At 66.6% G+C, this 20,111-nt stretch carries 22 protein-coding genes; 13 read left to right on the forward strand and 9 right to left on the reverse strand.

All coding sequences use genetic code 11. The annotated features are described in order from the left end of the window. Window positions 1–36: 36 nt before the first annotated feature. The 7 genes from BLW48_RS02225 to BLW48_RS02255 form a co-directional block, all read right to left on the reverse strand. Window positions 37–1,548, reverse strand: coding sequence for a tripartite tricarboxylate transporter permease (locus tag BLW48_RS02225; protein ID WP_093048886.1), 1,512 nt, complete (start codon window positions 1,546–1,548; stop codon window positions 37–39). Window positions 1,549–1,567: 19 nt separating this feature from the next. Further along, window positions 1,568–2,056, reverse strand: coding sequence for a tripartite tricarboxylate transporter TctB family protein (locus BLW48_RS02230; RefSeq protein ID WP_093048883.1), 489 nt, complete (start codon window positions 2,054–2,056; stop codon window positions 1,568–1,570). A 136-nt stretch (window positions 2,057–2,192) separates the two neighbouring features. After that, entirely contained in the window at window positions 2,193–3,989 is a 1,797-nt protein-coding gene (locus tag BLW48_RS02235) for a type IV pilus assembly ATPase TfpB (protein WP_093048880.1), read from the reverse strand. Further along, complete coding sequence (locus tag BLW48_RS02240; RefSeq protein WP_093172377.1) at window positions 3,986–4,771, reverse strand: class I SAM-dependent methyltransferase; 786 nt, start codon at window positions 4,769–4,771, stop codon at window positions 3,986–3,988. The genes BLW48_RS02235 and BLW48_RS02240 overlap by 4 nt, the downstream gene beginning before the upstream one ends. Window positions 4,772–4,779: 8 nt before the next feature. Then, entirely contained in the window at window positions 4,780–5,310 is a 531-nt protein-coding gene (locus tag BLW48_RS02245) for a DNA-deoxyinosine glycosylase (protein ID WP_093048874.1), read from the reverse strand. Window positions 5,311–5,415: 105 nt separating this feature from the next. After that, window positions 5,416–5,823, reverse strand: a complete 408-nt coding sequence (locus BLW48_RS02250) for a hypothetical protein (protein ID WP_093075777.1) — start codon at window positions 5,821–5,823, stop codon at window positions 5,416–5,418. Window positions 5,824–5,952: 129 nt separating this feature from the next. Then, complete coding sequence (locus BLW48_RS02255; RefSeq protein WP_093172379.1) at window positions 5,953–6,813, reverse strand: TatD family hydrolase; 861 nt, start codon at window positions 6,811–6,813, stop codon at window positions 5,953–5,955. A gap of 88 nt (window positions 6,814–6,901) precedes the next feature. Here BLW48_RS02255 and BLW48_RS02260 point away from each other — a divergent pair, with 88 nt between their 5' ends. The 4 genes from BLW48_RS02260 (at window position 6,902) to BLW48_RS02275 (ending at window position 11,093) form a co-directional block, all read left to right on the forward strand. Then, complete coding sequence (locus BLW48_RS02260) at window positions 6,902–7,912, forward strand: S1C family serine protease (protein WP_093048866.1); 1,011 nt, start codon at window positions 6,902–6,904, stop codon at window positions 7,910–7,912. 26 nt (window positions 7,913–7,938) lie between these two features. Then, entirely contained in the window at window positions 7,939–8,955 is a 1,017-nt protein-coding gene (locus BLW48_RS02265; protein WP_093048863.1) for an AAA family ATPase, read from the forward strand. 111 nt (window positions 8,956–9,066) lie between these two features. Then, the gene (locus tag BLW48_RS02270; protein WP_093048860.1) at window positions 9,067–10,059 is read left to right on the forward strand and encodes a DUF58 domain-containing protein; all 993 of its coding nucleotides are present in this window, start codon (window positions 9,067–9,069) and stop codon (window positions 10,057–10,059) included. Then, window positions 10,056–11,093 carry a VWA domain-containing protein gene (locus tag BLW48_RS02275; RefSeq protein ID WP_093172381.1) on the forward strand — a complete coding sequence of 346 codons (1,038 nt, stop codon included), beginning with the start codon at window positions 10,056–10,058 and terminating at the stop codon, window positions 11,091–11,093. The genes BLW48_RS02270 and BLW48_RS02275 overlap by 4 nt, the downstream gene beginning before the upstream one ends. Here the strand turns inward: BLW48_RS02275 and BLW48_RS02280 are convergent. Together BLW48_RS02280 and BLW48_RS02285 are read right to left on the reverse strand one after the other, a co-directional pair. Further along, a complete protein-coding gene (locus BLW48_RS02280) occupies window positions 11,077–11,721 on the reverse strand; it encodes a TetR/AcrR family transcriptional regulator (protein WP_093048854.1) in 645 nt (214 codons plus the stop codon). The two genes, BLW48_RS02275 and BLW48_RS02280, sit on opposite strands and share 17 nt — an antisense overlap. Window positions 11,722–11,786: 65 nt before the next feature. After that, entirely contained in the window at window positions 11,787–12,389 is a 603-nt protein-coding gene (locus BLW48_RS02285) for a phenylacetic acid degradation protein PaaY (RefSeq protein ID WP_093172383.1), read from the reverse strand. Window positions 12,390–12,540: 151 nt separating this feature from the next. On the opposite strand from BLW48_RS02285, the gene BLW48_RS02290 reads away from it, so the two are divergent. The 9 genes from BLW48_RS02290 to BLW48_RS02330 are packed head-to-tail and all read left to right on the forward strand — an operon-like array spanning window position 12,541 to window position 20,091. After that, on the forward strand, window positions 12,541–13,344 hold the full coding sequence (locus BLW48_RS02290; RefSeq protein ID WP_093172385.1) for an enoyl-CoA hydratase-related protein: 804 nt from the start codon (window positions 12,541–12,543) through the stop codon (window positions 13,342–13,344). Between the two features lie 3 nt (window positions 13,345–13,347). Next, window positions 13,348–13,803 (forward strand): hydroxyphenylacetyl-CoA thioesterase PaaI, encoded by a 456-nt coding sequence (paaI, locus tag BLW48_RS02295; RefSeq protein ID WP_093048845.1) that lies wholly within the window; start codon window positions 13,348–13,350, stop codon window positions 13,801–13,803. Window positions 13,804–13,816: 13 nt separating this feature from the next. Next, entirely contained in the window at window positions 13,817–15,127 is a 1,311-nt protein-coding gene (paaK, locus tag BLW48_RS02300; RefSeq protein WP_093075786.1) for a phenylacetate--CoA ligase PaaK, read from the forward strand. 34 nt (window positions 15,128–15,161) lie between these two features. Then, a complete protein-coding gene (paaA, locus tag BLW48_RS02305) occupies window positions 15,162–16,172 on the forward strand; it encodes a 1,2-phenylacetyl-CoA epoxidase subunit PaaA (RefSeq protein ID WP_093172387.1) in 1,011 nt (336 codons plus the stop codon). After that, complete coding sequence (gene paaB / locus BLW48_RS02310; protein WP_093048835.1) at window positions 16,169–16,477, forward strand: 1,2-phenylacetyl-CoA epoxidase subunit PaaB; 309 nt, start codon at window positions 16,169–16,171, stop codon at window positions 16,475–16,477. Before paaA ends, paaB begins: the two co-directional genes overlap by 4 nt. A gap of 14 nt (window positions 16,478–16,491) precedes the next feature. Next, a complete protein-coding gene (paaC, locus tag BLW48_RS02315; RefSeq protein ID WP_093172389.1) occupies window positions 16,492–17,271 on the forward strand; it encodes a 1,2-phenylacetyl-CoA epoxidase subunit PaaC in 780 nt (259 codons plus the stop codon). A gap of 14 nt (window positions 17,272–17,285) precedes the next feature. After that, entirely contained in the window at window positions 17,286–17,804 is a 519-nt protein-coding gene (gene paaD, locus BLW48_RS02320) for a 1,2-phenylacetyl-CoA epoxidase subunit PaaD (RefSeq protein ID WP_093173216.1), read from the forward strand. Window positions 17,805–17,819: 15 nt separating this feature from the next. After that, window positions 17,820–18,905 (forward strand): 1,2-phenylacetyl-CoA epoxidase subunit PaaE, encoded by a 1,086-nt coding sequence (gene paaE / locus BLW48_RS02325; protein ID WP_093172391.1) that lies wholly within the window; start codon window positions 17,820–17,822, stop codon window positions 18,903–18,905. Window positions 18,906–18,942: 37 nt separating this feature from the next. Beyond that, on the forward strand, window positions 18,943–20,091 hold the full coding sequence (locus tag BLW48_RS02330) for an ABC transporter substrate-binding protein (RefSeq protein WP_093075793.1): 1,149 nt from the start codon (window positions 18,943–18,945) through the stop codon (window positions 20,089–20,091). Window positions 20,092–20,111 lie beyond the last annotated feature (20 nt).

Consider the following 20,111-nt stretch of genomic DNA (forward strand, 5'->3'; position numbering starts at 1 on the left):
GCCCGAAGGCGCCGTCTTGAAGGGAGCAGAACGCCGTCAGTCTTCGACGAAGGCCTCTTCGCGCTTCGACTTCACAGCCGGCAGCAGCACGATGATCAGCAGCAATGCAGCCGCAGCCAGCAGGCTCGCCGAGATCGGACGCGTCACGAACACGCTCCAGTCGCCACGCGACAGCAGCAGCGAGCGGCGCAGGTTCTCTTCCATCATCGGCCCGAGAATGAAGCCCAGCAGCAACGGCGCAGGCTCGCAACCCAGCTTGAAGAAGGTGTAGCCCACCAGACCGAAGATGCCCACCATCCAGATGTCGAAGGTGTTGTTGTTGGTCGAGTACACGCCGATCGCGCAGAACAGCACGATCGCCGGGAACAGGTACTTGTACGGCACCGACAGCAGCTTGATCCACATGCCGATCAGCGGCAGGTTCAGGATGATCAGCATTGCGTTGCCGATCCACATCGAGGCGATCAGGCCCCAGAACAGCTCGGGGTTGCTGGTCATGACCTGCGGGCCGGGCTGGATGTTGTGGATCGTCATCGCGCCCACCATCAGCGCCATCACCGCGTTGGGCGGAATGCCCAGCGTCAGCAGCGGGATGAAGGAAGTTTGCGCACCGGCATTGTTGGCCGACTCGGGAGCCGCCACGCCGCGGATGTTGCCCTTGCCGAAGGGCACTTCGCCCGGCTTCAGCTTGGTCTTCTTCTCGATCGTGTAGGCCGCGAAAGCCGCCAGCAGCGCACCGCCGCCAGGCAGGATGCCAAGAGCCGCGCCCAGTGCCGTGCCGCGAAGCACCGCGGGAACCATGCGCTTGAAGTCTTCCTTGGTCGGGAACAGGCCCGAGACCTTGGCAGTGAACACTTCACGCTCGTCATCGGGGCGCGAGAGGTTGGCAATGATTTCGCCGTAACCGAACACGCCCATGGCGATGGCCACGAAGCCGATGCCGTCGGTGAGCTCCGGAATGTCGAAGCTGTAGCGAGCGACACCCGAGTTCACGTCGGTGCCGACCAGACCCATCAGCAGGCCCAGCACGATCATCGCGATGGCCTTGAGCAGCGAGCCCGAGGCCAGCACCACGGCGCCGATCAGGCCCAGGATCATCAGCGAGAAGTATTCGGCCGGGCCGAACTTGAAGGCCAGCTCGGTCAGCGGCGGTGCGAAGGCGGCCAGGATCAGCGTGCCCACGCAACCAGCGAAGAACGAACCCAGGCCGGCGGCAGCGAGTGCCGGGCCCGCACGGCCCTTGCGCGCCATCTGGTAGCCGTCGATCACGGTCACCACCGACGATGATTCGCCCGGCAGGTTGACCAGAATCGCGGTGGTGGAGCCGCCGTACTGCGCGCCGTAGTAGATGCCGGCCAGCATGATCAGCGCCGACACGGGCGGCAGCGCGTAAGTGGCGGGCAGCAGCATCGCGATGGTCGCGACCGGGCCGATGCCCGGGAGCACGCCGATCAGCGTGCCCAGAATGCAGCCGACGAGGCAGTACAGCAGGTTGGTGAAGGTAAAGGCAACGCCAAAACCCATCGAGAGGTGTTCAACCAATTCCATGATGTGAGCAGCTTTCTTCTCAGCCGGTGATGAAGGTCGGCCAGACCTGGATCTGGAGCTTCAGCGCCCAGATGAACGCGACATAGCTGCCGACGGCCAGCACAGTGGCCAGGACGAGCACGCTGGGCAGCTTGAACTCATGGCCCGCGAGGCTGGAGATGATCACCAGCGCGTAGATGGCGATGATCATGCCCATGGCCGGCACGCCGATGCTCGGCAGGCCGCCGAGCAGGATGCCGAATGCGAGGTTGGCGCCCAGGATGAACACCACCTGCTTCCAGGCCCACTTGCCGATCTTTTCGCCGTCGGTGGTTTCAACGGTGAGCCCGCTGAACATGATCCCGAGGCCGATGAGGGCCATCAGGATACCGAGCATCAACGGGAAATAACCCGGACCCATGCGGGCCCCGGTGCCCACGGTGTAGGTGGTGGCGCCCCATGCGAACGCCACACCCACCACCGTGAACATCAGACCCGAGAAAAAGTCTTTCTGACTCTTGATCTTCACGAACAGTCTCCTCGAACAAATTTCGATGCGGGATTGTCGAGTCAGCTTCCGGTCAGACTGATGTGGATTCCACTAACCAAAGCCCTAGGGATAACCCGAAAGGTCTCAGCGGCCTTCCGGATGTCGAACTGCCGGATTATTCCAGCGGCGGCGTGGCGCTCAGCACCTCTTCGATGGTCGTCACGCCTTCGGCCACGCGCAGCGCGCCGGCCAGCCGCAGCGGCCGCATGCCGTCGATCACGGCCTGCCTGCGCAGCCCGCCCAGGTTGGGCTCCTTCGTGACCTGCGCCTTGAACGCCTCGCTGATGCTCAGCAGTTCGTACAGCCCCATGCGGCCCATGTACCCGGTCATGCGGCAATCGACACAACCCACCGGCTTGTACGCGCGCACCGAGCCCGTGATCTGCCACGGCTTGACGATGGTCTCCAGCTTCTCGCGGGTGACGGTGTCGTCGGGCTGCTTGCAGTTGGGGCACAGCGTGCGCACCAGCCGCTGCGCGAGCACGCCCAGCATCACCGCGTTGATGAGGTACGAAGGCACGCCCAGTTCCATCATCCGCGTGATGGCGCTCGGCGCGTCGTTGGTGTGCAGCGTGCTGAACACCAGGTGGCCGGTGAGCGCGGCCTGCACCGCCATCTCGGCGGTGGCGAGGTCGCGGATTTCGCCGACCATGATGATGTCCGGGTCCTGCCGCATCAGCGCGCGAAGGCCTTCGGTAAACCCGAAGTCCAGCTGCGGCTGCACCTGCGTCTGGTTGAACGAGGGCTCGATCATTTCGATCGGGTCTTCCACCGTGCTCACGTTGACCTCTTCGGTCGCCACGCGCTTGAGCGTGGAATACAGCGTGGTGGTCTTGCCCGAACCCGTGGGCCCAGTCACCAGGATGATGCCGTTGGGCCGCGTGACCAGCTGTTCCCAGCGCTGCGCGTCGTGCTGCGCAAAGCCCAGCGCGTCGAGGTCTTTCACTGCCGTGTCGGGGTCGAAGATCCGCATCACCATCTTCTCGCCGAAGGCGGTCGGCAGGGTCGACAGGCGCATTTCGACTTCGTCCCCGCGCATGTTGCGGGTCTTGATGCGGCCGTCGAGCGGGCGGCGCTTTTCCACCACGTCCATGCGGCCCAGCAGCTTGATGCGCGCGACCATCGCGTTCATCACGCCCATCGGCATCTGGTAGGCCGGATGCAGGATGCCGTCGATGCGAAAGCGGATCACGCCCTGCTCGCGGCGCGGCTCCAGGTGGATGTCGCTCGCGCGCTGGTCGAAGGCGTATTGCCACAGCCAGTCGACCACCTGCACCACGCTCTGGTCGTTGGCGTCGAGTTGCTTGTTGCTCTTGCCGAGCTCCACCAGCTGCTCGAAGCTCGCGCCGCCGGTGTTGCCGCCGGCCTTCTGCGCGGCGCGCACCGACTTCGCAAGCGCGAAGAACTCGGCCGTATAGCGCTGGATGTCGGCCGGGTTGGCGACCACGCGGCGCACCGAGCGGCGCGCCTGGCGCTCGACCTCGGCGATCCAGTCGGTGAGGAAGGGCTCGGCCGTGGCCACCACCACCTCGTTGGGCAGCACCTGCACCGGCAACACCTTGTGGCGCTCCGCGTAGGCGGCGCTCATGGTGTCGGCCACCTTGCCCACGTCGACCTTGAGCGGGTCGATGCGCAGGTACGTGAGCCCGGCGCGGCCCGCGAGCCATTGCGTAAGCATTTCGAGGTCCAGCGGCTTGTTGTCGCTCTCTCGCGTCATGGCCACGTTGGCCAGCCGCACCAGCGGTGCCTGCCGGCTTTCGGCCTGTGCGCAGCGCGCGATGGTGCGCTTGGCTTCGACCGGGGAAATCACGCCATCGGCGGCGAGCCATTCAATAAGGCGCCGCAGATCGAGCGGGCCTTCGTGGCGGGCGGCCAGGGGGGCGGGAGCAGAAACAGCGGGAACAGCGCTCATGAGCCGGCAGGTCGAGTGATTGAAATATTCAGGGGCTTGAAGACTCGCAACCATTTCGGCGCGGGCAAGCCCCAGCGAGTCTGGATCGTTTGGGCGCGCTCGGCAAGCGCCTCGCGCTTCGGACGGCTCGGCGTGCGCTGCGCGAGCACCACCGTGTTGCCTTCGCGCGTCGGCTTGAAGGCCCAGACGGCGTCGGCGCCGAATGCACCGGCGATCTTTTCGAGGCTGCGCTCGTAGCTCGACGAGCGGCCGAAGAGGTTGACCGTCATGCAGCCGTCTTCGGTGAGCAGCGCGCGGCAGTCGGCATAGAAGTCTTCGCTGTCGAGCACAGGCGCGGCGGCCTCGTGGTCGTACAGGTCGACCTGCAAGGCATCGACAGTGCCGTGCCATTCAGGCTTGCGGATCTCGGCTGCGGCGTCGGCGATCACCACGCGCAGCTTCGGGTCGTCAGGCGGCAGCTTGAACCAGCCGCGGCAGGCCGACACCACCTGCGGATTGAGCTCGATCGCGGTGGTGCGCATGCGCAGGATCTTGCGGCTGAACTTGGTGAGCGTGGCCGCCCCCAGGCCGAGCTGCATCGCATGGCGGATGGCCACGGTCTTGCCGTCGGCAAACAGCAGCCAGGCCATCATGCGCTGCACATATTCGAGTTCGATCTCGAAAGGCGCGTCGAGCTTCATCGAACCCTGGACCCATTCGGTGCCCAGGTGCAGGTAGCGGATGTCGCCCCAGTCGGAGAAATTGACCTCGGGGAGAGAAATAGAAGTTTTGCTCGATGCCATCGATGCCGTCAGACGACTAGTTTGTGGGTGGCCAGCACCTCGCGCCACGCCGCGAGCTTGCGCTCGAAGCTCCACGACGCATTGGCAGGACTGGTGGAAGGCAGCTGGTAGACCGGCACGCCCAGGGTGCGCGTATGGCGCGCGTGCTTGAAGCTCTCGCCGCCGTTGTGCGCAATGGCGGCGAGCTTCGGCAGATGCAGCCCGGCAATGTCGTTCGCCACGGGCGCGCGGATGGCCGAGTCGAGGCTGCCCTCGCGCTCGCAAGACGCGTACACGTCCCACACGCCCAGGCCGCGGTCGAGCAGCCAGCGGCAGCGCTGCGCGTAGCTGTCTACGCCCGACGGCAAAGGGACTTCGGGCCAGACAGCTTGCAAGATCTTCCAGAACTGGTTTTGGGGGTGTGCATAGTACTGCTGCCGCTCGAGCGACTTGACCCCGGGGAAGCTGCCGAGAATGAGCACGGCCGTTGCAGGCGAGACGATGGGCGCCAACCCCGTGAGCATGGAACTGGCGGCATCGGATGCGGCGGGTGGATTCATGGGCGGCAATCGTGCCACCGTCTCGCACGCGCTCGCGCGGCCCATGAAAAAACCCGCCGAAGCGGGTTCTTTCGAGAGAGAGCCGAAGCAGGCCCGAAATTGAAATTACTTCTTGGCGGCTTCGTTCTCGGCCGTGCCGGGGATCTTCTCGCCGATGGCCTTGCCGGTGCTGCGCATGCCGTCGGCCGTCTTGTGGCCGGCGCTCTCGACGACTTCGCCGGTCTTGGTGGCTGCATGCTTGGTGGCGGTGGTCGCCTTCTTGGTCGTGCGCTTGGTGGCGCTCCAGGCCTTCTTGGCGCCCTTTTCGGTGGCGTTGACGGCCTTCTTGGTGGTGCGCTTGGTGGCGTCAACAGCGTCCTTGCCGGCTTCCTTCACCTTTTCAGTGGTGGAGGGCTCGGCCGGGGCCGGGGCGGTGGCAGCAGGCGCGGTGGTCTGGGCCACGGCCGACACGCCGATGGAGGCGAGCGCCAGCGCGAGGACGACGGGCACGGTGCGAATGAAAGACGTGGTCATGTAAAGCTCCTTGTTGGATGAAGTTTTGAGTGACTGACTTGCCACTGAACCAGCAACGAACTGGTGAAGTTCAAGGATGACAGCAAATCCACGCCATCTGCACGCATCCGGGCAGGTCGGGGCATTGGCCTACGCGGGTTGCGGCGGGCGTTCCGACATGGCCATGAGGTTTTCGAGACGCGGAAGCGTTTCGAGCGCGTTCCGGGTGGTGGCCGCGGCCAGTTCGTCGATGCCCATGCCCCGCAGGCCGGCCACCACTTCGGCGATGCGCGGCAGCTCGGCCGGCTCGTTGCGGCCCTGCGGTTCGCCGGCATCGCGCTGGGCCTGCGTGCGGTACAGCCAGTGCGGCTGGATGTCGGGCGCATCGGTCTCCATCACGATCGATTCGATTGGCAGCGTGGTTGCCAGCCGCCGCAGTTGCAGGGCCCGCTCGAAGGTCACCGCGCCGCCGAAGCCGAGCTTCAACCCGAGATCGATGCACGCATGGGCCTGCTGCTCGCTGCCGTTGAAGGCATGGGCAATGCCCTGCCACGGCCTGCCGCCCGCCGTCTGCCGCAGATGCTTGAGCACTTTGTCGACCGAGCGCCGCACGTGGATGAGCACGGGTAACCCATGCTTGCGTGCCAGTTGCAACTGAGTGTGAAAAAAGCGCTCCTGCTTCGGGCCGTCGAGCCCCTCGACGAAGTAGTCGAGCCCGATCTCGCCGACCGCCACGAGCCGCGGGTCGCCGCGCCGTGCGGTCAGTTCGGCATCGAGGGTTTCAAGGTCTTCGTCCTTCGCCTCGCCGGTGCACAACGGGTGGATTCCCAGCGCGTAGGCATCGCCCTGCGCGTGGGCCAGTTCGCGCACGGCGGCGAAATTGAAGACGGCCACCGCCGGGATCACGCACATCGCCACCCCCAGCCCGGCGGCGCGGGCGCGCAGGGCCGGCATCTCCGCACCGAATTCGGGCGCATCCAGATGGCAGTGGGTATCGACGAAGGTAGCCATCGCACGATGATGCCTGATGGGATGCGCAGGCGCGGAAAGCGTGCTACTGTGAACTCCTTCACGCGATTTTTTAGCCGGAGGTGCTCCGATGCGCAGGCCCGCTTTCTACAGCCGTTCGCCCCGCACGCTGCCACCGGCCGCAGACGAGGCGGCCGAACGGGCGGATGCGCCAGCATCGGCTGAAAACGCCGGCGGGGGCCAGTCCCTGCAGGCTGCTCCCGCGAAAAAACCCGGCTGGCAACCCGGTCGCCGCAGCTTCGCGCTGCTCTTCCTGCTGTCGGCCGCGCTGGTCACCGGCGCCGCCCTGTGGATGCCGCGCCCGGGTGCCAAGGCACTCACGCAAAAAGACATCGACGCGGCCGTGCTGCGCACGCTGCAGACCAACACCCTGCCCTCGCCCGCGGCCAAGGCGGCCGACATCATCCGGCCCTCGGTGGTGCGGGTGGTGAGCTACGGCGAAGAAAAGCACACGCCCGAAGCCAAAACCCAGAAGCGCGGACGCAACATCGCCAAGGGCAAGCCGCCCGAAGCCCCCAACGACGGCGAAGCCCCGGGCGAGGTCGAGCGCGGCGTGGGCACGGGCGTGGTGATCGTCGACAAGGGCGTGATCCTCACCAACCTGCACGTGGTCGCAGGCGCCGACAAGATCAAGGTCACCTTCTACGACGGGCTGGAAGCCATCGCCACCATCACCGGCGTGCAGCCCGAGAACGACCTCGCGGTGCTGCAGGCGCAGAAGATTCCCGACGACCTGATCCCCGCCACCATGCGCTCGACCGCCGACCTGCGCCCCGGCGACCAGGTGGCGGCCGTGGGCTTTCCGTTCGGCATCGGGCCATCGGTGTCGGCTGGCGTGGTGTCGGGCCTGAAGCGCTCGTTCCGCTCGCCCGAAGGCAAGCAGGAGCTGGGCAACCTGATCCAGTTCGATGCCGCCGCCAACCCCGGCAATTCGGGCGGGCCGCTGATCAATATGGACGGCGAGGTGCTCGGCATCGTCACCGCCATCCTCAACCCGACACAGCAGCGCACTTTCATCGGCATCGGCTTCGCGGTGCCCATCGAGAACGCCGCGTCCGCCGCGGGTTCGCCACCGTTCTGACCGACCCTTCTTCGAAAGTCCTTCGCATGAGCACAGCAGAGACCGTCAACCCCACGCCCGCCGGCACCGCCGAACTGATGGAACAGATCCTCTACGAGGTGAAGCGCGTGGTCGTGGGCCAGGACCGCTTTCTGGAGCGCGTGATGGTCGGCATGCTTGCGGGCGGGCACCTGCTGGTCGAAGGCGTGCCGGGCCTTGCGAAGACGCTCACCATCAAGACGCTGGCCGACACCGTGCGCGGCCAGTTCAAGCGCATCCAGTTCACGCCCGACCTGGTGCCGGCCGACCTCGTGGGCACGCGCATCTACAACCAGAAGACCGGCGAGTTCAGCACCTCGCTGGGCCCGGTGTTCGCCAACCTGCTGCTGGCCGACGAAATCAACCGCGCGCCGGCCAAGGTGCAGAGCGCGCTGCTCGAAGTGATGCAGGAGCGCCAGGTCACCATTGCCGGCGAAACGCACAAGGTGCCGCGCCCCTTCCTCGTGATGGCCACGCAGAACCCCATCGAGACCGAGGGCACCTACCCGCTGCCCGAGGCGCAGGTCGACCGCTTCATGATGAAGGTGCTGGTCGACTACCCGAGCGACGAGGAAGAGTTCGTCATCGTCCAGCGCGTGATCGGCCCGCCCGTCAACGCCACGCCGGTCGCCACGACCGAGCAGCTCGCGGCGCTGCAGGCCGAGGCGCGGCGCGTGTACGTCGACCCTTCGCTCATTCAATACGCCGTGAAGCTGGTGTCGGCCACGCGCACGCCCGAGAAGCACGGCCTGAAGGATCTGCGCCGCTTCATCACCTTCGGCGCCAGCCCGCGCGCGAGCATCAGCCTGACCGAAGGCGCACGCGCCCTGGCGCTCTTGCGCGGCCGCAGCTATGCGCTGCCGGAAGACATGACGGCGCTGGTGCCCGACGTGCTGCGCCACCGCGTGACGCTTTCCTACGAAGGCTTGTCCGAAGGCCTGACGCCCGATGGCCTGGTCGAGAAGATCATGCGTGCAGTCCCCGCCCCACCCAAACCGCTCGAACATGAAAAGCTGGTGGCCTGAAATGAGCACACCCCCAGTCTTCGCGCACTTCGTGTCGCTTCGCCAACCCCCTTGCAGGGGGCAACACCAGCGGCCCGGCAAAGCCGGTTCCGCGGTGTTCCCTGAAATCGCATGAAAAGCTGGTGGCGTAAGGCCCCTACGGCCGCAAACGACGAACGGCTCGCCGCAGAAGCCGGCGGGGCCGAACGCGCGCTGCGCCGGCTCGAATGGACCGTGATCCGCCGCCTCGACGGCCTGTTGCAGGGCGACTACCGCACGCTGATGCGCGGCACCGGACTCGACCTGGCCGACCTGCGCGAGTACCAGCACCACGACGACGTGCGCCACATCGACTGGAACGTCACCGCGCGGCTGCAGACGCCGCATGTGCGCGTGTTCACCGAAGACCGCGAGATGGCCGCGTGGTTCGTGCTCGACCTGAGCCGCTCGGTCGATTTCGGCTCGGGCCTGAAGGCCAAGCGCGAGATCTCGGCCGGCTTCGTCGGCGTGCTGGCGCGGTTGCTCACGCGGCACGGCAACCGGGTCGGCGCACTGGTATACGGCAGCGACCTCGAAGCGGTGATTCCGCCGCGCAGCGGACGGCGCCACGTGCTGCACCTGCTGCATGCGATGGAAAAGCGCGCCGGCAAGGCCGAGACCGCCCCCACGCAGAAAGGCATGACGCGCCTGGATGGCCTGCTCAAGTCGGCCGCCACGCTGATGCCGCGCCGCTCCACCGTGTTCGTGGTGTCCGACTTCCTGAGCGAACCCGGCTGGGAGCGCCCGCTGGGCCAGCTGGTGCAACGCCATGAAGTGGTCGCCGTGCGCCTGTTCGACCCGCTCGAACTCGAACTGCCCGACCTCGGCCTGGTGCCGCTGCGCGATGCCGAGACCGGCGAGCAGCTGTGGGTCGACACCCATGACGCCGGTTTTCGCAAGCGCTTCGCGCGCCTGGCGTCCGAACGTGAAACCGCACTGCGCGAGGCGCTGGCAAGGGCAGGCGTCGACGCACTCGAGCTCTCGACCCAGGACGACCTGGTGGAAGCCATCGTCCGTTTCGCCGATATGCGCAAGCGCCGCACGCGCATCGGAGGCCCAGCTGGCATGAAGGCGGTGGCAGCATGACTTTTCTCTGGCCTCAATTCCTCTGGCTGCTGGCTGCCCTGCCACTGCTGATCCTGCTCTACCTCTGGCTGCTGCGGCGCAAGAAGAAGCTGGCCGTGCGCTACGCCAGCCTGTCGATCGTGCGCGAAGCCATGGGCGCCGGGCAGAGCATCCGGCGGCACATTCCGCCCATGCTTTTCCTGCTGGCCATGGCCGCGATGCTGGTGGCCGCGGCGCGGCCGATGGCGGTGGTGGTGCTGCCGTCGAACCAGCAGACCATCATCCTGGCGATGGACGTGTCGGGCAGCATGCGCGCGGCCGACGTGCAGCCCAACCGGCTCGTGGCGGCGCAGGAGGCAGCCAAGAGCTTCATCAAGGACCTGCCGCGCAGCGTGAAGGTGGGCATCGTCGCCTTCGCGGGCAGCGCGCAGGTGGCGCAACTGCCCACCACCAACCACGAAGACCTGGTGACCGCCATCGACAGCTTCCAGCTCCAGCGCGCCACCGCCACGGGCAATGCCATCGTGGTGTCGCTGGCCACGCTGTTCCCCGATGCGGGCATCGACGTCGAGCAGTTCAGCGCGCCGAGCCGCCAGCGCGGCATGCCGATCGACCAGAACGAGAAGAAGCTCAAGGAGTTCACACCCGTGGCGCCGGGTTCCTTCACCTCCGCCGCGATCATCATGCTGACCGACGGCCAGCGCACCACCGGCGTCGACCCGCTCGACGCAGCCAAGGCCGCGGCCGACCGCGGCGTGCGCATCTACACGGTGGGCGTGGGCACCGTCGACGGCGAAACCATCGGCTTCGAAGGCTGGTCGATGCGCGTACGGCTCGACGAAGACACGCTCAAGGCCATCGCCAACAAGACGAACGCCGAGTACTTCTACGCCGGCACCGCGAACGACCTGAAGAAGGTCTACGAGACACTGAGCTCCAAGCTCACGGTGGAGAAAAAGGAAACCGAAATCTCGGCGCTGTTCGCGATGTGCGCGGCGGTGCTGACGCTGCTGTCGGCGGGGCTGTCGCTGCTCTGGTTCAACCGGATTCTTTAGAGGATCTGCGTGGCTTGGCCGCAGGCGCATCGGGCGTCTTGACCGCCCCGATGCCCCCCAGGAACAGATCGGCCACGATCGGCGCAATGGCCGCGTGGTCGAGCCGGCCGCCCGGCTTCATCCAGGTGAACATCCAGTTGATCATGCCGAACAACAGCATGGTCAGCGGCTTGGCAAGGTCGTCACTCGGCGCACCGGGGCGCAGCGCAGACACCGCACGCGCAAAGCCCGCGACCACCTCGCGCTCCTTGTCGAGCACGCGTTCGCGGTCGGCTTCCGCGAGAAAGCGCACGTCGTCGGTCAGCACGCGGTGCGCGTCCTGCGCGCCGGCGTATTCCTCGACGATGCGGTAGATGAAGCGGCGCAGGCGCTGCTCGTCGGTGTGCGTCGAGGCCTCTTCCTCGGCCACCAGCGCCGCGAGCTTGGAGACGTGCGTCTCGGCGATGCTGATCAGCAGGCTGCTCTTGTCCTTGTAGTAGTGATAGAGCGTGGCCTTCGAGAGACCGCAGGCCTCGGCCACCTGGTTCATCGAGGTGGCGGGATAGCCGCTGCGCGCGAACAGCTGGGCGGCCTGCGCGAGGATCAGTTCACGCTGATCGTCGTAAGTGGCGGATCTTCCACGCGGCATCGGGTCGGTTTCCTGGGTTGGACTGTTGGGGACAACGCGCGATCTTGCACGAAGCGCGAATGGGGTCAGCCCCGCTTGGTGGCAATGAGCGAACGCACCTCGGTGGCCGGCAGGCGCGGACGGTCTGCCTCGACCTGCGCGAGCGGCGCCACCTCATGCAGGCTCGCGAGGCTGCGCACCGTGAGGTCCTGGTAGGTCTGCGTGCCTTCGAGCTTCCACGCGATCTCGTCCTCGCTCAACTCGCGCTTCACCTTTGCCGGAATGCCCGCGACCAGCGAACGTGCCGGCACCTTCATGCCGGCCGGCACGAAGGCACAGGCCGCGACGATGGCCTTCTCGCCGATCTCGGCCTCGTCCATCACCACCGCGTTCATGCCCACCAGCGCGTCGCGCCGCACGATACAGCTGTGCAGGATCGCGCCATGGCCGATGTGGCCGTTGACCTCGATCACCGTGTCGTTGTCGGGAAAGCCGTGCACACAGCAGTGGTCCTGCACGTTCGAGCCCTCCTCCAGCACGATGCGGCCGAAGTCGCCGCGCAGGCTGGCGCAGGGGCCTACATAACAGTTCGGGCCGACGATCACGTCGCCGATCAGCACGGCAGTGGGGTGCACGTACGCGCTCGGGTCGACGACCGGAATTACGCCGTCGATGGAATAGCTGGGCATTCGGTCTCCTTTGTTTTTCGCGGGACTCAGGGTTTGCCCTGAATAGCTCCCGCTTGTGCCGGTAGCAGGCTCGATACTAAAATCAACCGAACGGTCGGTCAATAGTGTTTGCACTCCGATCCGCTCCCACAAAGGATGAAAGAGACACGCGATGACCGAGCCTTTGGTACTCACCGGCAATGCCGGCGCCGTGCGCACGTTGAGCCTCAACCGCCCCGCGGCACTCAACAGCTTCACGACGCAACTGCACGCCGAACTCATGGCGGCGCTGGAGCTGACGGCCCAAGACGAGAGCGTGCGCTGCGTGGTGCTCACGGGCGCAGGCCGCGCCTTCTGCGCAGGGCAGGACCTGGCCGACCCTTCGGTCGCCCCCGACCCGACACCCGGCGCCGCGCCCAAGGACCTGGGCCACGTCATCTCCACTTACTACGCCCCGCTGGTCGCGCGCCTGCGCTCGATGCCGGTGCCGGTGATCGCAGCTGTCAACGGTGTTGCGGCCGGAGCAGGCGCCAATCTCGCGCTGTGTTGCGACCTCGTGGTGGCGGCCCGCTCGGCCAGCTTCATCCAGGCCTTCACCAAGATCGGCCTCGTGCCCGACACCGGTGGCACCTGGCTGCTGCCGCGCCTCGTGGGTTCGGCTCGCGCACTCGGCATCGCGCTGCTGGGCGACAAGCTGTCGGCGGAAGAAGCCGCTCGCATCGGCCTGATCTGGCAATGCGTGGACGACGCGGCGCTGACTGAAACCACGGCGGCGCTCGCGCTGAAGCTGGCCGGCATGCCGACCCGCGCCCTCGTCGCCACGCGCCAGGCCATGGCCGCCGCGCAAGAGATGGACCTCGACACGGCACTCGCCGAAGAAGCCCGCCTCCAGCGCGACATGGGCAACGCCAACGACTACCGCGAAGGCGTCGAAGCCTTCCGCGCCAAGCGCGCCCCCGTGTTCAAGGATCGCTGAGCCATGACCGACACCACCCGCACACCCCAGCAGACGGCCGAGTACGTCCGCGACGGCATGTTCGAGAACGACAACGCCAGCAAGGGCCTGGGCATGCGCATCGTCGAGGTCGGCCCCGGCCAGGCCACCATCGAGATGCGCGTGCGCGCCGACATGCTCAACGGCCACGCCATCTGCCACGGCGGCTTCATGGCCACGCTGGCCGACTCGACCTTCGCCTTTGCCTGCAACTCGTACAACGAGCTGACCGTGGCCTCGGGCTTTGCCATCGACTTCATCGCCCCGGCGCGCGAGGGCGACCTGCTCACCGCGCGCTGCCACGAGGTGTCCAAGGCCGGCCGCACCGGCCTGTACGACACCGAAATCATCAACCAGCGCGGCGAGCGCATCGCGATGTTCCGCGGCCGTTCCTACACAGCCAAGGGCCGCCCCGCCGTCCCGAACGCCGCTGCCGCCTGAGGAGACAACAGACATGACCGTGAAGCACCCCGCCCCCGGCGACCTCGACCCCATCGAAACCGCCAGCCGCGACGAGATCGCCGCGCTGCAGCTCACCCGCCTGCGCGCCACGCTGCAGCGCGCCTACGACAACGTGCCGCACTACCGCAAGGCCTTCGATGCCAAGGGCGTGCACCCCGACGACCTGAAGTCGCTCGCCGACCTGTCGAAGTTTCCGTTCACGGTGAAGAGCGACCTGCGCGACAACTACCCCTTCGGCATGTTCGCCGTGCCGCGCGAAAACGTCGCGCGCATCCATGCGTCGTCGGGCACCACCGGCAAGCCGACCGTGGTCGGCTACACGCTGAAGGACATCGACACCTGGGCCAATCTCGTGGCGCGTTCCATCCGCGCCGCGGGCGGGCGGCCCGGCGACATGGTGCACGTGTCGTACGGCTACGGCCTCTTCACCGGCGGCCTCGGCGCGCACTACGGCGCCGAGCGAGCGGGCTGCACCGTCATCCCGATGTCCGGCGGCCAGACCGAGAAGCAGGTGCAGATCATCCAGGACTTCAAGCCGGACATCATCATGGTCACGCCCAGCTACATGCAGGTGATCATCGAGCAGTTCGAGCGCCAGGGCCTCGACGCCAAAGACAGCTCGCTGAAGGTCGGCATCTTCGGCGCCGAGCCGTGGACCGAAGCCATGCGCCGCGACATCGAGGCCAAGGCCGGCATCGACGCCGTCGACATCTACGGCCTGAGCGAAGTGATGGGCCCCGGCGTGGCCAGCGAATGCGTCGAGAGCAAAGATGGCCCCGTCATCTGGGAAGACCACTTCTACCCCGAGATCATCGACCCCGAGACCGGCGAGCTGAAGGCCGACGGCGAAGAAGGCGAACTGGTCTTCACCTCGCTGAGCAAGGAGGCCATGCCCATCGTGCGCTACCGCACGCGCGACCTCACGCGCCTGCTGGCGCCCACCTCGCGTTCGTTCCGCCGCATGGGCAAGATCGTCGGGCGCAGCGACGACATGATGATCATCCGCGGCGTCAACGTCTTCCCCACGCAGGTCGAAGAAATCGTGCTCGCGCACAAGGCGCTGTCGGGCCTCTACCAGGTGCACGTGAGCCGCGCCGACAAGCTCGACCAGGTCGAGGTGCACTGCGAGCTCAACCCCGCCGACGCCGCCTCGGCGGATCGCACCGCCATCGGCGAATGGGTGCAGCACCGCGTGAAGACGCTCATCGGCATTTCCACGCGCGTGGTGGTTCACGCGCCCAACGAGATGGAACGCACCCAGACCGGCAAGGCACGCCGCGTGATCGACACGCGCCCGCGCTGAGCCGCCCCTCACACCCCACCGAAAGGACACGCACATGTACACCCAGGCAATGGACACCATGGGCAAGGACGCAGGCGACGGCAAGCAGAAGGCCGTGCGCTCCGCCGAGGAAATGCAGCTCGAGCAGCGCTTCGACGCCCACATCGACGCCGGCGACTTCATCGAGGCAAAAGACTGGATGCCCGAGCACTACCGCAAGACGCTGGTGCGCCAGATCAGCCAGCACGCGCACTCCGAAATCGTCGGCATGCTGCCCGAAGGCAACTGGATCAGCCGCGCGCCCACGCTCAAGCGCAAGGCCATCCTGCTGGCCAAGGTGCAGGACGAAGGCGGCCACGGCCTCTACCTGTATGCCGCCGCCGAAACGCTGGGCACATCGCGCGACCAGATGTTCGACGCGCTGCACAGCGGCAAGGCCAAGTACAGCTCGATCTTCAACTACCCCACGCTGACCTGGGCCGACATGGGCACCATCGGCTGGCTGGTCGACGGCGCGGCCATCATGAACCAGGTGCCGATCTGCCGCTGCTCGTATGCACCGTATGCGCGCGCCATGATCCGCATCTGCCGCGAAGAGAGCTTTCACCAGCGCCAGGGCTACGAAGCCCTGCTCACCATGATGACCCACGGCACCGACGCGCAGAAGGCGATGGTGCAGGACGCGGTCGACCGCTGGTGGTGGCCGTCGATCATGATGTTCGGCCCGCCGGACGACCAGTCGCCCAACAGCGCGCAATCGATGCGCTGGGGCATCAAGCGCTTCAGCAACGACGAGCTGCGCCAGAAGTTCATCGACGCCGCCGTCGAGCAGGCCGCCATCCTCGGCGTGACCCTGCCCGACCCCGACCTGAAGTGGAACGAAGAGCGCCAGGCGCATGACTTCGGCGCCATCGACTGGAGCGAGTTCTGGCGCGTGATCGGCGGCGACGGCCCCTGCAACCGCGAACGCCTGCAGGCCCGCGTCAACGCCTGGGAAGACGGCGCATGGGTGCGCGAAGCCGCGATGGCCCATGCCAACAAGCAACCAATGAAGGAGGCCGCATGAGCGCCCCAAATACCCAAGACAGCAAGCAAGAGTGGCCCCTGTGGGAAGTGTTCGTTCGCAGCAAGGCCGGCCTCGACCACAAGCACTGCGGCAGCCTGCACGCGGCCGATTCGAAGATGGCGATCCAGATGGCGCGCGACGTGTACACGCGCCGCCAGGAAGGCAGCAGCATCTGGGTGGTGCGCTCCGAGCAGATCGTGGCCAGCGACCCGGGCGACAAGGACATGTTCTTCGACCCGGCTGAAGACAAGGTGTACCGCCACCCGACCTTCTACGCGCTGCCCAAGTCGGTCGACCACATGTGAGCAAGGCCAGGACCATGGAAGCATCGATCGAACTGAACCGCACGCCCGCCGTGCAGTACCTGCTGCGCATCGGCGACACCTGCCTCGTGCTCGCGCAGCGCCTGGGTGAATGGTGCGGCCACGCGCCCGTGCTGGAGGAAGACATCGCGATGGCCAACATCGCGCTCGACCTCGTCGGCCAGGCGCGCGCGCTGCTCACGCACGCCGGCAAGCTCGAAGGAGCTGGCCGCGAGCACGACGAAGACCAGCTGGCCTACCTGCGCGACGAGCGCGACTACTTCAACCTCACCATCGCCGAACTGCCGCGTGGTGACTTCGCGTTTGCCGTCGTGCGCAACACGATGGTTTCGACGCTGCTCAAGCTGCTGTGGCAGCGCCTCGCCGCATCGAACGACGCCGAAGTGGCCGCCATCGCCGGCAAGGCCTTGAAGGAAGCGCGCTACCACCAGCAGCACTCGGGCGACTGGGTGGTGCGCCTGGGCGACGGCACCGACGAATCGCGCCAACGCACTGAAAAAGCGCTGAAGCAACTGTGGCTCTACATGCCCGAGCTGTTCGAAAGCGACGCGGTGGATGCCGAAGCCAGCGCCAGCGGCCTCGGCCCGGCGTGGAGCGAGCTGCGCGAACCCTGGCTGGCCGAGATGCAGCAGGTGCTCGACGCGGCCGGCCTCGCCATGCCCAAGGAAGCTGCCTTCCGCAGCAACGGCAAGCGCGGCGTGCACAGCGAGCACATGGGCTACATCCTCGCGGAGATGCAGCACCTGCAGCGCAGCTACCCCGGGGGCGTGTGGTGACCACGGCCGACCTCATGGCAGCCTCGCGCGTCGATGCCGCGTGGGCCGTGCTGCACACCGTGCTCGACCCCGAGGTGCCGGCCGTGTCGGTCTGCGACCTCGGCATCGTGCGCGATGTGATCGAGCACGACGACGGCCTGGAGATCGTGCTCACGCCAACGTACTCCGGCTGCCCCGCGACCGAAGCCATCGAGCACGACGTGCTGGCCGCAATCGAGCAGGCCGGCCTCGGCCGCGCCCGCGCCACCCTGCGCCGCGCCCCCGCCTGGAGCACCGACTGGATCAGCGACGAAGGCCGCGCCAAGCTCAAGGCCTACGGCATCGCGCCGCCGGCCCACCTCACACCCGAAGCCGCGGCCAACACCGCAATGCCGATCAAGCTCTTCGGCCGCATCGCAGGCGAACGCATCGCCTGCCCGCGCTGCGCGAGCGAGCGTACCGAGCGCCTTTCGGCCTTCGGCTCGACCGCCTGCAAGGCGCTCTATCGCTGCATGGCCTGCCGCGAGCCTTTCGAACATTTCAAGCCAATCTAAAAAGCGCCCCAAGCGATGAGCACCCTCTTCCACCCCTTGCGCGTGAAGGCCATCGAGCCCGATACGGCCGAGGCCGTCATCGTCTCGTTCGAAGTGCCGGGCGACCTGCAGCAAGTCTTCGGCTTCACCCAGGGCCAGTACCTCACCCTGCGCCACGACATCGACGGCCAGGACCTGCGCCGTTCCTATTCGATCTGCGCCGGCCTAGACGACGGCGAGCTGCGCGTCGGCGTGCGCAAGGTGCGCGGCGGCGTGTTCTCCAACTGGATCAACGCCAGCCTGCAGCCCGGCGACACCCTGCAGGTGATGGCGCCGCAAGGCCGCTTCTTCGTGCCCATCGAGCCGGCTTCGGCTCGCCACCACGTCGGCATTGCAGGCGGCAGCGGCATCACGCCCATCCTGTCGATCATGAAGACGGTGCTGGCGCGCGAGCCCGCAAGCCGCTTCACGCTGATCTACGGCAACCGCCAGCTCCAGTCCACGATGTTCAAGGAAGAAATCGAGGACCTGAAGAACCGCTACATGACGCGCCTCGTGCTGCAGCATGTGTTCTCCGACGAGCACACCGATTCGCCGCTGGGCTTCGGCGTGATGAACCGCGAGAAGATCGGCGAGTTTCTCAAGAGCGTGGTGCCGGCAGCGCAGATCGACCACGTGTACGTGTGTGGCCCGTTCCAGATGAACGACGAAGCCGAGGCCGCGCTGCTGGCAGCCGGTGTGTCCGAAGACCGCATCCACATCGAACGCTTCGGCGTCGCCCTGCCCTCGGCCACCCAGGTGGGGGCGGTGGTGCACGAGGCGCAGCCCGGGGACGCCAAGCAAGCGCGCATCGTCATCGTGCGCGACGGCCTGCAGCGCGAGATCACCTACACCGAAGGGCAGCCCAGCATCCTCGATGCGGCATCGGCCGCGGGCCTTGAAGTGCCCTTCTCTTGCACCTCGGGCGTGTGCGGCACCTGCCGCGCAAAGTGCGTTGACGGGGAAGTCCGCATGGAAAGAAACTTCGCGCTCGACAAGAATGAAGTAGCCGCGGGATTCATCCTGACCTGCCAGGCCCACCCCCTGACCGAACGAGTAACGCTCTCATTCGACGAGCGCTAGCACTTCAACGTTTTTTTCAACCCGGAGACAAGACCAAATGAAATTCTTCTTCAAGCCCCTGCTGATCGCCGCGCTGTGCGCCACCGCCGCCGCATCGTGGGCCGACGTCACTGTCGGCGTGACGGTCTCGGCCACCGGCCCTGCCGCCTCGCTCGGCATCCCCGAGAAGAACACCATCTCGCTGATGCCCAAGACTCTCGGGGGCCAGAAGATCAACTACATCGTGCTCGACGACGCATCGGACACCACCGCAGCCGTGGCCAACACGCGCAAGCTCATCACCGAGAACAAGGTCGACATCGTGCTGGGTTCTTCCACCACGCCCACCTCGCTCGCCATGATCGACGTGGTCAGCGAGGCCAAGGTGCCGATGATCTCGGTGGCAGCTTCGGCCCGCATCGTCGAGCCGGTGGACGCCAAGAAGCGCTGGGTCTTCAAGACGCCGCAGAACGACATCATGATGTCGCTCGCCATTGCCGAGCACATGGCCTCCAACGGCGTGAAGACCGTCGCCTTCATCGGCTTTGCCGACGCCTACGGCGAAGGCTGGTCTGAAGAGTTCGCCAAGGCCGCCGCGCTGAAGAAGATCACCGTGGTCGCCAACGAACGCTATGCGCGCACCGACACCTCGGTGACGGGCCAGGTCCTGAAGATGATGGCCTCGAAGGCCGACGCCGTGCTGGTCGCGGGCGCGGGCACGCCGGCCGCGCTGCCGCAGAAGGCGCTCAAGGAGCGCGGCTACACCGGCAAGATGTACCAGACGCACGGCGTGGCGAACGCCGACTTCCTGCGCGTCGGCGGCAAGGACGTGGAAGGCACCTTCCTACCGGCCGGCCCGGTGCTCGTGGCCGACCAGCTGCCCGCCAGCAACCCGGTGAAGAAGTCGGCCATGACCTATGTGACAGCCTACGAAGCCGCCTACGGCAAGGGCACGGTGTCGACCTTCGGCGCGCACGCCTGGGACGCCGGCCTGCTGATGAGCTCGGCCGTTCCGGTCGCGCTGAAGAAGGCCCAGCCCGGCACGCCCGAGTTCCGCGCCGCATTGCGCGATGCGCTGGAGCAGACCAAGGAAGTGTCGGGCGCACATGGCGTTTTCAACATGACCGAGAAGGACCACCTGGGCCTGGACCAACGCGCCCGCGTGATGGTGAAGATCGAAAACGGCGCCTGGAAATACCAGCCCTGATCAACTGGGCTCGCCCCCAG

This window comes from Variovorax sp. YR266 (genome assembly GCF_900107295.1).
Taxonomy (GTDB): Bacteria; Pseudomonadota; Gammaproteobacteria; order Burkholderiales; family Burkholderiaceae_C; genus Variovorax.